This window comes from Mucilaginibacter sp. HD30 (assembly GCF_054061755.1).
Map to the genome: position 1 here is coordinate 952,713 of NZ_JBSSEO010000001.1, position 11,377 is coordinate 964,089.

An 11,377-nucleotide genomic window follows, 5' to 3' on the forward strand; every position below is an offset into this window, starting at 1 on the left:
AAGCTGAATGGCTATAAAAATGAATAAAGATCAAAAGGACTGCGGTTCCTTTGATATTTTTATTAAGTGCTCTATAATGGACAATAATGCCGAAATATCAAAAGGTTTCGACATATAACTGTCGGCACCGGACAACCTGGCCAACTCAGCAAGGTCTTGATGAGCGGACATCAGGACGACCGGTATATGACTGGTCATACTGTTGGACTTGATCTCCCGGCAAAGTTCATAGCCGAGGCCGTCTTTCAGCCGGTTATCTAATAAAACCAGGTCCGGACGGTTGATGATAATGCCTTTCACAGAATTTTTATCGGGGAAGGTTATCACCCGGTAGCCCTCCTCGTTAAGTATCTCCTGAAGTATCGCTAAAATGTCGGGATCATCATCGATGATCATAATTCTTTTCATAATTGGTAGCAAAAGAACAGGTCATAAATAAAAATGTTTTCACAGAAAGTGATAGCATTGCTGGCTGACGGGAATGTATTTGGCTGTTAATCGTTTGGGCGCTGAAATAACCGTTGGCGAATACGGCTTAGGGATGGAGGTTTTACGCCTATAAACGAAGCGATATAATATTGTGGCACTCTTTGAACGATATCGGGAGATTGATCTATAAATTTGCTGTAACGCTGCTCCGGGGTATCGGTATAAAATGATGATAACTGGTTGATAGCACTTAGAAAAACCTGCTCTATCGCCAGCCGGCCAAATCTTTCGCCGTGTTCCACGTTCTTGTAAAGTTGCGCTATATGGTCGCTGCTTATCCGGTAGGCTACCGTTTCTTCCAAAGCCTGGATACCGATTTCAGAAGGCAGCTTCGGCAGAAAACTCCGGTAATTACATACGAACTCATCCTCTTTGTTGAAATAATTAGTGCGTTCTTCTCCGTCATTGATCATATAATACCGTACAAGGCCGGTTTCTATGAAGAATACATATTTGCAAACATTTCCAATTTCGAGCAAATGTTCACCTTTTGTATAGATATGGCTTTGAAAGAGCTCCCTTATGACTAAACGATCATTGGATGATAACGGAATAATATTTTCGATCGATCTTATCAGCTTTTCCACACGACCAAATTACCAACTTTCCTGCCAATAAAATAGTATCGTTAAAACTTTGCGGAAAGCCATTCTCTACATTTGAAGCAATACGACGCTGCAGAAACGCTCTGTATAAGTGCTTATCGCATGGCCGCCATTATTAATGACAGCATAGCCATGGACAGAATTCCGGCACGGTAATAAATCGCACTTTCCCACTTTTGCTGCAGGATCCGGATGTCATCAGGAACAACGTTCTTCAGCGCGGCTTCAGACATCATTTTGTTAATAGGTTTGGCCAGGATCATGTAAAGTGCCAGGTGCGCCAAAAGCATGAGCAGTGCAAAGCCGGACAAAATTGCGACAGACGTATGCGTGTAATTGATGGCCGTCATCAATGCCGTCGATACCAGGCCGGTAATGCCGATGAACGGCATACGCTGGTCGGCTATGTAATGCGTATGGCCATAAACATCAGCAATGGAACTGTCTTTGCTCATAGCGGTCGCCTTTTTGCCCGCCACCGCGTGGAACATGTCTGTTCCGTAGATGACGCCAGCGGACAAAATAGAAATAGGCAGCAATATGTCTGTGATCAATAAGGTGTTCATCAGATTAAGCGTTAAGCGGTTTATCATTTTCCCGGAAGAGCAGAAAGCTGGTGATCAGCATGAACAGCGCTGTGCCACCGTGAACCGCGAGGTGCAGCGTATTGCCGGAACCTTTGTGAAACAGGATCATCAGAAAATCAAAGGATGGTACCACAACGGCGGCGGTAAACACCCAGGCGGTAGCTTTTCGCAGCCGCAGCCAGAGCAGGGGCAAAAGTAAAAGCCCCGAGAATGCGTCACGTATGCCTTTGATCTGTCCGTATACCGCGTCGCTGTCATTGGCAAGCGAGATCCCAAACCCGGTTGCGCCCGCCAGCGGGTGAATGATAAAACGTACGCCTATGAACAGGATCCCTAAAGCTATGATCAGGACGTTCCAGTAAGACACCGACCTGAAGCCCCACTGGGAATGACTATTTTGTAATTTCATGATATAAATATTTAATTACCCAAAATTAGGTCTTGTAGGCTCCCGAGTGATTCACTTGGGTTAATAAATGCATTCACCAGAAAAATAATTATATGATAGGTTTTACTGTTGTCCTGCGGTAATTCCCCTTGGATTTATATACAGCTATATGACAATGGCTTCACTTGTTTACCCGCTTTGTTACATCGCTTACCTTCCTGCCGCACTTCATTTCCTGCTGGAAATGCTAAAAGAGCGTTCTTCTAACTAAAACATTTCTTTTTATTAAATGTCATTTAAGCATAGTTTACCAACTCTCTCAGCGCCCGGTGACCTTCTTCGAAAAATATCAAAGCCTCTCAGTTCAATTGTATCAAGCCGGACTAAATGCCCGCGTGCTTTATTATTCCTTAAAAGGTGACAAAGGTTTTCTGAGTATTGATCAATGCGACAGGTACCTGGAATTATTTGATCACTATATGTCACTGTGTAGTGAATATGATCTGATGACTGAGGCCTTTCACAGCGGTGCGGTTGGCCATCATGACGAATATGAGTTTTAAAGGCAGGATTTAACTTGATCTGATTTTTGGGCCTCGTATTAGCTGCTGTCATCTTTGTGATCTGAATTAAAACGAATCGAAGCGGCGTCAAGATCGGTCAGCCCGTTCGTACGAACGCATAATAGTCTGCGCTTCGCTACGGCAACCCTCCGGGACTTATCGTTCTCCCGGCCGGGTTTTCGACCGCACTTTTGACTTTCTTTTTTATCGTTTTTTCTTTTGAAAACAGTTTCCGCTATCGGTTCTTGGGACGATTAATAAACGACTTGCTGCAGTTTGTTGATCGATCAGAACATTTGGTTAACTTAGTTTTAGCGGTCAGTATTAAATGTAAAGGGATAAATGAGTGTTATGAAAACTAAGGCGGATATGATTACCATATCGTTCGATTCAGCAAGTACCTGGGAGCAATGGCTGGCGGCTAATCATGCAGCTTCAGACGGGATAGGACTGCGTATATTCAACAAAGAATCCGGTGAAGAAACCGTGACCTATGCCGAAGCTCTTGACGAAGCACTTTGTTACGGTTGGATCGACGGACAAAAGAATAAATTTGACAAGGATTCCTGGGTGCAAAAGTTCACGCCGCGCCGGGCGCGAAGCATCTGGTCGAAGCGGAATATCGAACATGTTGAACGCCTTATAAGCGAAAACAGAATGAAGGCTGCAGGATTGAAAGCCTTTAATGAAGCCAAAGCGGACGGGCGACTTGACGCGGCCTATGATTCGCCATCCAATGCGGAAACGCCAGACGATTTTCTTAAGCTGCTTAAAAAGAACAAAAAGGCAAAAGCTTTTTTCGATTCGCTTAATAAAACCAATAAATACGCGATCACCTGGAGATTGCAAACGGCAAAAAAACCCGAAACCCGTGAAAAGCGCATGAACATTATCCTGGAAATGCTGAGCAACGGTCAGAAATTTCATTAACAGCGTTTAGGCAAGGCGAAAATTACTTTGAGTGGTTTTTCTGCGCAGCCCTGATAAGCTCAAGACGCAAATCAGTGAACCCTATCTAAAACTAAATCAATACCCTGTTGTTACTAAATAAATTAGTAAGCATATGATACCGAGCAATGATAACGAGGAAAAACTTTTTCGTGGAGACGAAGAGGTCAACAGTGAAACCGGGAATAAAGGTTCGAATACGATTAAAGATCCGGATGACTGGACAACCGGCGACGAGGCCATGACAGGCGCCCAACATTCCTATTTAACGACCCTGAGCACGGAAGCCGGCGAAACATTCGATGAAAACCTGACCAAGGCGGAGGCGTCAAAACGTATCGAAGAATTACAACAAAAAACTGGTCGCGGTTGGGAAAATGACTAAAGAGCGGCCATTTATTATTGGATAAGAGAGCAGCTTCAGGGCTGCTTTTTTATGCGTACCCGCCATACGTTGAAAGGGTGTTAGACGCGCATAAATCATATTCAATGCTATAACTTTGACAGGGGGAGAAACAAGTACCCGTACAGGTGGTTTAAATTTTATGAGCTGGACATGTCCGAAATGTGATCGCGAACTGCCCTGGGCAGAATACCGGCATTATTGTGCGCGGGTGAGCCTGGACAGCTTGTTCGAAGGCCGTTCCCCGGAACTGATCCTGACCTTTGATAAAATACTCGCCGAGGTCGCAGACTGGCCAAAAGTATTGATCGGTGTAACCCCTAACTGCATCGTTTTTACCCGTCGCGTAGGCTTCCTGATCATCCGGCCGATGAAGAAAGAACTGGACATCAAATTCTATTCCAGCGTGTCGCACCCGGAAAAGCCGGTCAAAAAAAGTGTGGCTTCAGGCAAGAAATTTGAGAATCATATCCGGGTTTCATCCCTGGATGATTTGCGGCCGGCTTTGTTTACTTATATTCGGGAATCCTACGAATTAAAATGACGCTATACGAATTTAATGCTTTAAGTGCCGGAGACCAGGCCGCCTTTGCCATGCAGGGTAATTTTGTAGATGTGCGAGGGGAGGAGGGATTAAAGGTTGCGCTTTACAGTCACCCTGAATTTTATACCGAAGTGTATTATGACGGCCAATCAAATCAGGTGGTTCGTTGCCGGGCGTTTAAGTCGGCGAGTCAATTGGCCGCCTACATCAAGCTCAATTAACTTATTCCTGGAAAATCTCCATGGGGTCAAATCCTAAATTGCTGACCAGTTGGGCGTGGCTAACTTGCCGCTGAGGCAGCAGCGCCCGCTTTTCCGTCGGCAGGTTAGGCATCCAGTAACACAAGAGTTCCTGATCATATTGAATGATCTTATAGTAATGGCTCGGGACCGTAATGGTCACGCTGTTTTTGGTATAGGTTTGTTTACTACCAAACGTACCGCACCAGATGCGGATACTATCTGTGTGATCCGTGAGTTTCCGGGTCAGTTCTTCCGTGGCGATCTCCGTGCCGATGTTCTGCCCCTGGTATTCAGCGGCGGCATTGAAAGTATAGGTGTCCGATAGAATTGCGGCATCTGCACACCAGGCCAGTAAGATCCAGGCCTGGCAGTGACCTTTGGCGATCATGTCCGGCGATTCCACGTTAGCCTGTTTATAGACTTTGGTTTCATCGGGCTGGCCGAAGGCGGGATGCCAGGCGGCGTAAATACCGGTACGGGGCACGTTGGCCGTTTCCTGTTCGATCCGGTGCGCCTGGGTATAAATATAATACGTGACCAGGGGCAGGTGCCGGGCCGTATCTGCGACAGATTTGTAATAAGGATTGACCCATAATTTACAGGCCGGGCACAGATCGGATTTTTGAGTCGGGTATTGTTGGTACAGCGCTTTGACATAAGCCGCGTTGATGGTTTGCGCCCTGATGGGGCTGGCGGAAACGATAAATAACAGAATAGTCAGCAGCTTTTTCATGGATTCGTGTCAGGCGGCGGCAAGATAATAATAAAAGTCCCCTAAACACTCGCTGCCGGGGACTTTCAACCTAAACCTTATCACAATAAAACCGGCAAGAATGCCAGTTTTTTAAGATGCGGTAAATTTAATTTTAAATTTTTATTTTAGCGCCTTTACCTTGCTTTTTTGCCGGCGCATCCTCCTGATTCTGCGCTTGTTTATTGGCTTGCTTTTGCTCTTTCTTCACTTCAGGCTTCTTATAATGCTCCAGTTGCTGCGCTTCGCCTTTCCAGTTGGTCAGGTTAACGCGGTGCTCAGCGGGGTTGGCCTCCAGGTACAGTTTTACTTCCTTGCCATCCTTCATCGCCGTAACCTGGTGGCGGTTACCTTTTTCCAAAGACTTTAACAGCTTTTCGCGCGCACCTTCTTCGTTGATCCCCACGATGTCCAGTTTGTCGATGGCCCGTTCGGGTTTGTAATTCCAGCCATCCGTGAATGGGCGCAGTTTATAGTTACCATTCTCGGTTTTATTTTCTTTATCCAAAACGATCCAGGCATTGTATTTCTGGCCTTCCAGATTCTCCAGTTCTTTGTGGACGGCGCGCCCTTCCATCAGGTTATAGGCTTCCTTCGCAGTGATACCGCTGCCCTTGTTGATGTAAAAGGTCTGCTGCATTTCCTGGTCTCTTAATGAAGCATCGTACTTGTTAAAGAAGTACCTGTCATTCTGGTCACCGGCCTTATAATGCAGGATGTAGTCAACAGGCTGTTTGTTGTACTCCTGTTCCGTCGTCAGGGTGAATTCCTTCTTACCGGCTTGCATGTTCTTTTCTAATTCTTCATTTGCTTTCTCGCCAAACCCCAGGTTGAGCAATTGCTTTTGCAGATAACTTAAATTTTCTGTGTTCATAATACTTGATTTTTAATTAACGATTGATTTTTAGAAGGACGGGAAATTCGTCCTTCAGCTTGACTTTGATTTTCTTGATCTTTTTATTGAATAAGCCCTTAGCGGCATTAATGCCGCCGGCAGCAGCCTGCGCCCCGAGACTTTGATCCATAGAAAGGAACTGCATACTTTGGATAGCATTGTCGGCACCGTTACCTGCGGCGCCGCCCAGTTCTGCTTCCGGTGCCGGAATGCCGGGCATGCCATCTAAACTAAAGACGGTCAGGCTGACCGGAATGATCTGTTTGTCTAACCGGATGTTCTGGATCGTGAGCAGCAGGCGCTGGTTGGTCACCTGGCACACGCCGAAGAGCTCCTGACCTTTGGGCAACAGCTGCTTCTTGATCGTAACCGTATCCGTTAACTGCAACCTGACAGCGGCACCATCAGCTACCTTTTGCTTCCCGGCAATAATGGCCGGGATGGCGCGGAAAGGCTTCCCGGCTTCCGGCTTAGGTGCCGGAACAGCAAGCGATGAAGGATTTTGAATAGCCTGTATCTTATCCAGCATGTTATTGAGTTGCTGCATTTCGGGATCCGGCCGGCTGCCGCCACTGTTCATACTGTGCATCATTTTCTTTAATTGCTTCACCTGTTGCGGCTCGGGTTCATCAAAGCTGCTGCCCGGCGGTGTTGGCTGAGGCTGGCTGAGCTGCCGGTTCAGTTGGGCAAGTTTTGCCTGGATCTTTTGCGCCTGATCATCGGGTGTGGCTATGGAATCGGTGTTCGGAGCAGATTTGTCCAGCCCCATCGATTTTAAAAATGCCGGACTTACGCCGTCTTGCGTGGAATCGTGCTGGGCGGCCTGGTAGACGGCCATTTTATCTTGTTTATCCTTGTCCCGGAATTGTGCTTCCGGCAGGTCCGTATCGAGGCCGCGGCTGTTCACCACTTGCTGATCTGGAGTTTTGCCGCCGCCTAAAGCCCAGAAGGCCATGGTCATAAATGGTAGCACCAATAGCGGCAGTACCAACAGGAATTTTCGTTGCTTTTCCATAATTATCTGTGTTTAATTGTATCTGTTTTGAACCGGGGTTGTGCGATTGTTCCGGTATCCAGGCGCATTTGCTGGTAGCCGATGCTCAGCAAAAGCAGGATCAGAAACAGCAGGCAAAACATCACCAGCATTCGTTTTTGCTGTGCCGGTCTTAACTGGTTAAACCATTGCTGAAACTTTTTCATGGTGCCAGCGTGGTGTCGCGGTTAGTGATGGTTTCCCAGCGTTCGATCAGGAAACCGTGCGGATTATTATCCGAGCGGCTGACATTGCGCAGATAGCCCTGGGTGACCAGTACCTTGTTGATCGTCGACGTTGCGCGGATCAGTTTTTCGGTCGCAAAGCACTTAAAATAGTAGGGCACACGGTTGATGTTCAGCTGTATGCTGTCTACCGTGATCTGCTGGCTGATATTGCCGGAGATCAGGTTATTGTAATAGCTTTTTTCTTTGAGCCCATTATACTGATTGCTCGCACTCTCGTCAGCGAGATACAAGGCTTTGGTGATGTTGCTTTGAATAACTTTTTCGTCGGGATCCAGGGTGAAAAAATAATGATGAAACATTTTGATATGATCACGGGCTTCCACCGGAATATTGTCTTTGCGGTCGGCGGCAAAAGCTTCCAACGCTTTACCGTTGGCCAAAACGTAAATATGGCCGGAGGCTTTCTGGTAGGCCGCGAACGAAAAATAGATGGCCGCGATAGATACCAATGCGCTGCTGATAATGACCAGCGCGACGATGCGTTTGTTCTGCTGAAAAGCAGTTTCGATATTTCTGAGGTGTGTGAACATGATGTTATTTTTTAGCGTTTTTGTTTAGTTTTTCCGCCTGCACTTCGTTTGAACCTGCCGAGCGGTAGCCTTCGGCAATACGGCCGGGTGCCTGGATGATGTTGGTTGCCCCTTGCGCCATCCGGCCTCCGGCTGCCATACCGGCGGCATAGGAGGAAGATTTAACCGAGCTGAGACTAATGGAGGTGAGGTTGGTGACTTTATTTAGTAAACCGTTGCCACCGCCGGGATTGATGATGTAACCTGCGACCGCAGGCACGGTGAAATAGCCGACGATGCCGATCAATAAAAAGATCAGGTAGGCCGTATCGGTCGAATTAAAGAAAGTATCGCCGGCGCTTTGCACCTGCTGGATATCCAGCTTCAGCATATTTTCCTGCACTTTACCGATGATACTGCCGAAGATATTGGCCACAGGTAACCAGAGGAAAACGTTCAGATATTTAGCCAGCCAGGTCGTGAGGGTATGCTGGAAACCGTCGAAAACCGATAGGCCAAACACCAGCGGGCCGAGTATCGCCAGTACGATCAGGTAAAAGGTGCGGATGGTGTTGATGCAAAGCGCCGCAGCTTCGTAGACCACCTGTAATATTTCCGACATCCATTGCTTCACGCTGTTACGGAATTTATAGCTGGCTTTATCCATGGCGAATTTGACGTCGTTACCAAGCCCGTCAATTATCCCTTCTTTCTTATGTTGCAAATCATCTGGATGGGTGTATTTATACCATTTATCACGGTCGCCCTCGCCGTCATCACCGACGTATATTTGCCAGGTGTCCGTTTTTTCGATGGCCGCTTGTTTTTGTGCCAACAATCGTTCTATAGCGGCGTCGGAGTTTTTGACCATGCCACCGGTTACGGTGACCACCGGGCTCATAATGCCGTTGATAACCGCGATCACTGTTGGAAATAATAGTATGGCCATACCTAAGGCAAAAGGCCGTAGCAAAGGATAAAAGTCAACGGCTTCAGCATTGGCGATGTGCCGCCACACCCGGGCGGCGATGTACCAGAGTGCGCCAAATCCGGCTATCGCCCGGGCCACGCCGATCAGCTGGCTGCACATGGGCAGCATTTCGGTATAAACGTTATTTAGCACGCCCTGCAGGCCATGAATATTATCCGCCAGGCCGTCGGCCCGCACAATTTGCGGCAAAGCAGTGGCTGCAATCGCCAGTAAAGCGATCAATGAAGTTTTCTTTTTCATGATTATTTAGTTTATGCCGTAAAGGCTTTTGAGCGTCGCGGTGTCATGCCGTTCTTTGCTGCGTTGCAAGCTGACCTGCACGGCTTTGCGGTTAAAGTACCGGAGGAATTGCAACTGTTCCGTACTGTTGTTATAGATCCGGTCGATCGCCCGGAGCCGGTCGTCATCGGACATTCTTAATTTCCCGGCGGTCGTGACATTGGCGAGTTCATCGATATTGTTATCGCTTTGCTTCACAAGCTGCTGATAAACATTATTAAAGTAGCTCAGCTCTTGAATATTGAAGCTGCCGCTTTGCCGGAACAGGCCGGCGTATCTGCGGTATTCGCTGAGGATGTCACTCTGCTGGCCTACGATTTGCGCGACCCTGGGATTGTTCCGTACCGCAGGATTTACCGCCATCAAGCCGGTCAGGTAAACATTGTGCAGGTTGAAGTTGCCTTTCGACAAATTGGATATCGTGCCATAGCCTTGCTGATAGATCTGATAACCCTGCTTCATATCTGATAAAATGGCTTTAAACTGCGTGAGTTTTTCGACATTCAATAGCAACTGCTGCAGTTCGTCGCTTTGTGCTTTTGTGTTATAGGCCATGAGCATGACGGCTAATAGGATAGCCGCACAGCGTACTAGTTTTCTAACGGTTTGCATATAAATTCTTTAAAGTGTTTTGATCATTTTTCTCTTGCTCTCTGTTCCGGACGTAGAGCTGTAACTGCGATCTGAAGTTGGCCGCGAAACGGTAGTTATCTTGCATGGCCTGATGAAGTCTGGCGACCTGCCTGATGCGTTCCTCATCGCTCATTGCTACTTTACTATCGGATAAGATCGCTTGGAGATCCTCGAGACGGGCATCGCAATCACTTAATAAGGCCCGGCAAACTTTGCCGGTGTAGGCGTTTTCTGTAGCCGTCAAACCGGTTTGTTTCCTGATGGCTGCTGTTTGCTTCAATATATCCTGCTGCCATCGCATGATATTATTTACTTGCGGATTACTTTTGACGGCTGTATTGACCGTTTTGAGGTGGGTATAATAACTGCCATGCAAGCCGTATTCATTGCCGACATAACCTCCAATGGAACTCAGGCCGCCTTTGGCGATGCTGTAGCCCGTCTTCAGATAGCCGCTATAAACCTGAAGTGCTGCGATCTGCTGTAACAGATACTTTTTTTGCGTTTTCTTTTGACTGAACCATTCGGCAAAAGTCTGCGCCTGGGCACAATGGCTCATTGCCGCCGTCACTAAAACGAAGGCCAGCAAACTCCTGGCTTTACTGCGAAGATTTGTCGCTCTTTTAATGCAATCCATAATAGTTTCTGATCGTTTGTAATTCATTCAGGTCCTTGCTCCGGTGCAAGCTCAGGATCATATTCTGATTATTATATTGTTTCAGGTCACTGTAATTCTCATCCAGGAGGTCCCCAGACCTGTTAATGGCGTCCAGCCGCTGCTGGTCGCTCATCTGGGTTTTGCTGGGATTGATCACCATTATGATCTGATCAAGGTTTTTGGCACTCGCATCCAAAATGCCGGTGTAAACCCGTTGCATTTGCAAGATCTCTTCTGGCCTGAAATGCTTGTCCGATAGAAAAAGCTTCCAGGCCCTTTGATATTCACCGACTAAAGCTACCTGTCTAAACGTCAGGTCCTTGATGCGTTGGTAATAGGCGATCGTTGACTTGACCTTCCACAATTCCTGGTAATAGTCATTGTACAGGGTCTTTTGCTTCTCTGACCAGTTTGAAATCTCAGTAAGCCGAAATTTCGATAGCTCATTCTCTATCGTCTTTTGGGCGTTCTGCAGCCAGATGGTTTGGTTTTGCATCCGCTGAACTTTCAGGTCAATGGCTTTAATTACTTTTTTTACCACCGAAGTGACGACTTGATATTGAGCCATTGCAATTTGTGCATGAATTAAAAGCACAGTTATGATTGTAATC

The 11,377-nt window shown here is 47.0% G+C and carries 18 protein-coding genes; 5 read left to right on the plus strand and 13 right to left on the minus strand.

Going from position 1 to position 11,377, the window contains the following annotated elements:
- Nucleotides 1-30: 30 nt before the first annotated feature.
- The 4 genes from ACVW2L_RS04660 to ACVW2L_RS04675 form a co-directional block, all read right to left on the minus strand.
- Nucleotides 31-408: a response regulator gene (locus ACVW2L_RS04660; RefSeq protein ID WP_457126792.1), complete on the minus strand. Its 378-nt coding sequence runs from the start codon at nt 406-408 to the stop codon at nt 31-33.
- 86 nt (nt 409-494) lie between these two features.
- Nucleotides 495-1,076 (minus strand): Crp/Fnr family transcriptional regulator, encoded by a 582-nt coding sequence (locus ACVW2L_RS04665; RefSeq protein WP_457126793.1) that lies wholly within the window; start codon nt 1,074-1,076, stop codon nt 495-497.
- 113 nt (nt 1,077-1,189) lie between these two features.
- On the minus strand, nt 1,190-1,687 hold the full coding sequence (locus ACVW2L_RS04670) for a hypothetical protein (RefSeq protein ID WP_457126794.1): 498 nt from the start codon (nt 1,685-1,687) through the stop codon (nt 1,190-1,192).
- Nucleotides 1,665-2,048, minus strand: a complete 384-nt coding sequence (locus ACVW2L_RS04675) for a DUF4267 domain-containing protein (protein WP_457126795.1) — start codon at nt 2,046-2,048, stop codon at nt 1,665-1,667. The genes ACVW2L_RS04670 and ACVW2L_RS04675 overlap by 23 nt, the downstream gene beginning before the upstream one ends.
- Nucleotides 2,049-2,437: 389 nt before the next feature.
- Here ACVW2L_RS04675 and ACVW2L_RS04680 point away from each other — a divergent pair, with 389 nt between their 5' ends.
- The 5 genes from ACVW2L_RS04680 (at nt 2,438) to ACVW2L_RS04700 (ending at nt 4,748) form a co-directional block, all read left to right on the plus strand.
- On the plus strand, nt 2,438-2,632 hold the full coding sequence (locus ACVW2L_RS04680) for a hypothetical protein (protein WP_457126796.1): 195 nt from the start codon (nt 2,438-2,440) through the stop codon (nt 2,630-2,632).
- A gap of 351 nt (nt 2,633-2,983) precedes the next feature.
- Nucleotides 2,984-3,562, plus strand: a complete 579-nt coding sequence (locus ACVW2L_RS04685; protein WP_457126797.1) for a YdeI/OmpD-associated family protein — start codon at nt 2,984-2,986, stop codon at nt 3,560-3,562.
- Nucleotides 3,563-3,695: 133 nt separating this feature from the next.
- Entirely contained in the window at nt 3,696-3,965 is a 270-nt protein-coding gene (locus tag ACVW2L_RS04690; RefSeq protein ID WP_457126798.1) for a DUF3072 domain-containing protein, read from the plus strand.
- 160 nt (nt 3,966-4,125) lie between these two features.
- The gene (locus tag ACVW2L_RS04695) at nt 4,126-4,527 is read left to right on the plus strand and encodes a DUF5655 domain-containing protein (protein WP_457126799.1); all 402 of its coding nucleotides are present in this window, start codon (nt 4,126-4,128) and stop codon (nt 4,525-4,527) included.
- Nucleotides 4,524-4,748, plus strand: a complete 225-nt coding sequence (locus ACVW2L_RS04700) for a hypothetical protein (protein ID WP_457126800.1) — start codon at nt 4,524-4,526, stop codon at nt 4,746-4,748. The genes ACVW2L_RS04695 and ACVW2L_RS04700 overlap by 4 nt, the downstream gene beginning before the upstream one ends.
- A gap of 1 nt (nt 4,749) precedes the next feature.
- Here the strand turns inward: ACVW2L_RS04700 and ACVW2L_RS04705 are convergent, their stop codons facing one another.
- The 9 genes from ACVW2L_RS04705 to ACVW2L_RS04745 form a co-directional block, all read right to left on the minus strand.
- The gene (locus ACVW2L_RS04705) at nt 4,750-5,502 is read right to left on the minus strand and encodes a DNA/RNA non-specific endonuclease (protein ID WP_457126801.1); all 753 of its coding nucleotides are present in this window, start codon (nt 5,500-5,502) and stop codon (nt 4,750-4,752) included.
- A gap of 133 nt (nt 5,503-5,635) precedes the next feature.
- Complete coding sequence (locus tag ACVW2L_RS04710; RefSeq protein ID WP_457126802.1) at nt 5,636-6,394, minus strand: hypothetical protein; 759 nt, start codon at nt 6,392-6,394, stop codon at nt 5,636-5,638.
- A 16-nt stretch (nt 6,395-6,410) separates the two neighbouring features.
- Nucleotides 6,411-7,430, minus strand: a complete 1,020-nt coding sequence (traM, locus tag ACVW2L_RS04715) for a conjugative transposon protein TraM (protein WP_457126803.1) — start codon at nt 7,428-7,430, stop codon at nt 6,411-6,413.
- Nucleotides 7,431-7,432: 2 nt separating this feature from the next.
- Nucleotides 7,433-7,615: a hypothetical protein gene (locus tag ACVW2L_RS04720; protein WP_457126804.1), complete on the minus strand. Its 183-nt coding sequence runs from the start codon at nt 7,613-7,615 to the stop codon at nt 7,433-7,435.
- On the minus strand, nt 7,612-8,226 hold the full coding sequence (gene traK / locus ACVW2L_RS04725) for a conjugative transposon protein TraK (RefSeq protein ID WP_457126805.1): 615 nt from the start codon (nt 8,224-8,226) through the stop codon (nt 7,612-7,614). Before traK ends, ACVW2L_RS04720 begins: the two co-directional genes overlap by 4 nt.
- 4 nt (nt 8,227-8,230) lie before the next feature.
- The gene (traJ, locus tag ACVW2L_RS04730) at nt 8,231-9,436 is read right to left on the minus strand and encodes a conjugative transposon protein TraJ (RefSeq protein WP_457126806.1); all 1,206 of its coding nucleotides are present in this window, start codon (nt 9,434-9,436) and stop codon (nt 8,231-8,233) included.
- Between the two features lie 6 nt (nt 9,437-9,442).
- On the minus strand, nt 9,443-10,087 hold the full coding sequence (locus tag ACVW2L_RS04735) for a TerB family tellurite resistance protein (protein ID WP_457126807.1): 645 nt from the start codon (nt 10,085-10,087) through the stop codon (nt 9,443-9,445).
- On the minus strand, nt 10,074-10,772 hold the full coding sequence (locus ACVW2L_RS04740; RefSeq protein WP_457126808.1) for a hypothetical protein: 699 nt from the start codon (nt 10,770-10,772) through the stop codon (nt 10,074-10,076). The genes ACVW2L_RS04735 and ACVW2L_RS04740 overlap by 14 nt, the downstream gene beginning before the upstream one ends.
- A complete protein-coding gene (locus tag ACVW2L_RS04745) occupies nt 10,732-11,334 on the minus strand; it encodes a conjugal transfer protein TraI (protein ID WP_457126809.1) in 603 nt (200 codons plus the stop codon). Before ACVW2L_RS04745 ends, ACVW2L_RS04740 begins: the two co-directional genes overlap by 41 nt.
- Nucleotides 11,335-11,377 lie beyond the last annotated feature (43 nt).

Excerpts from the sequence above, each read along its gene's own strand:
- traM (WP_457126803.1), bottom strand. The coding sequence starts at position 7,430 with ATGGAAAAGCAACGAAAATTCCTGTTGGTACTGCCGCTATTGGTGCTA.
- ACVW2L_RS04740 (WP_457126808.1), bottom strand. The coding sequence starts at position 10,772 with ATGAATTACAAACGATCAGAAACTATTATGGATTGCATTAAAAGAGCG.
- ACVW2L_RS04690 (WP_457126798.1), top strand. The coding sequence starts at position 3,696 with ATGATACCGAGCAATGATAACGAGGAAAAACTTTTTCGTGGAGACGAA.
- traJ (WP_457126806.1), bottom strand. The coding sequence starts at position 9,436 with ATGAAAAAGAAAACTTCATTGATCGCTTTACTGGCGATTGCAGCCACT.
- ACVW2L_RS04720 (WP_457126804.1), bottom strand. The coding sequence starts at position 7,615 with ATGAAAAAGTTTCAGCAATGGTTTAACCAGTTAAGACCGGCACAGCAA.
- traK (WP_457126805.1), bottom strand. The coding sequence starts at position 8,226 with ATGTTCACACACCTCAGAAATATCGAAACTGCTTTTCAGCAGAACAAA.
- ACVW2L_RS04710 (WP_457126802.1), bottom strand. The coding sequence starts at position 6,394 with ATGAACACAGAAAATTTAAGTTATCTGCAAAAGCAATTGCTCAACCTG.
- ACVW2L_RS04745 (WP_457126809.1), bottom strand. The coding sequence starts at position 11,334 with ATGGCTCAATATCAAGTCGTCACTTCGGTGGTAAAAAAAGTAATTAAA.
- ACVW2L_RS04700 (WP_457126800.1), top strand. The coding sequence starts at position 4,524 with ATGACGCTATACGAATTTAATGCTTTAAGTGCCGGAGACCAGGCCGCC.
- ACVW2L_RS04660 (WP_457126792.1), bottom strand. The coding sequence starts at position 408 with ATGAAAAGAATTATGATCATCGATGATGATCCCGACATTTTAGCGATA.
- ACVW2L_RS04735 (WP_457126807.1), bottom strand. The coding sequence starts at position 10,087 with ATGCAAACCGTTAGAAAACTAGTACGCTGTGCGGCTATCCTATTAGCC.
- ACVW2L_RS04670 (WP_457126794.1), bottom strand. The coding sequence starts at position 1,687 with ATGATAAACCGCTTAACGCTTAATCTGATGAACACCTTATTGATCACA.
- ACVW2L_RS04705 (WP_457126801.1), bottom strand. The coding sequence starts at position 5,502 with ATGAAAAAGCTGCTGACTATTCTGTTATTTATCGTTTCCGCCAGCCCC.
- ACVW2L_RS04695 (WP_457126799.1), top strand. The coding sequence starts at position 4,126 with ATGAGCTGGACATGTCCGAAATGTGATCGCGAACTGCCCTGGGCAGAA.
- ACVW2L_RS04685 (WP_457126797.1), top strand. The coding sequence starts at position 2,984 with ATGAAAACTAAGGCGGATATGATTACCATATCGTTCGATTCAGCAAGT.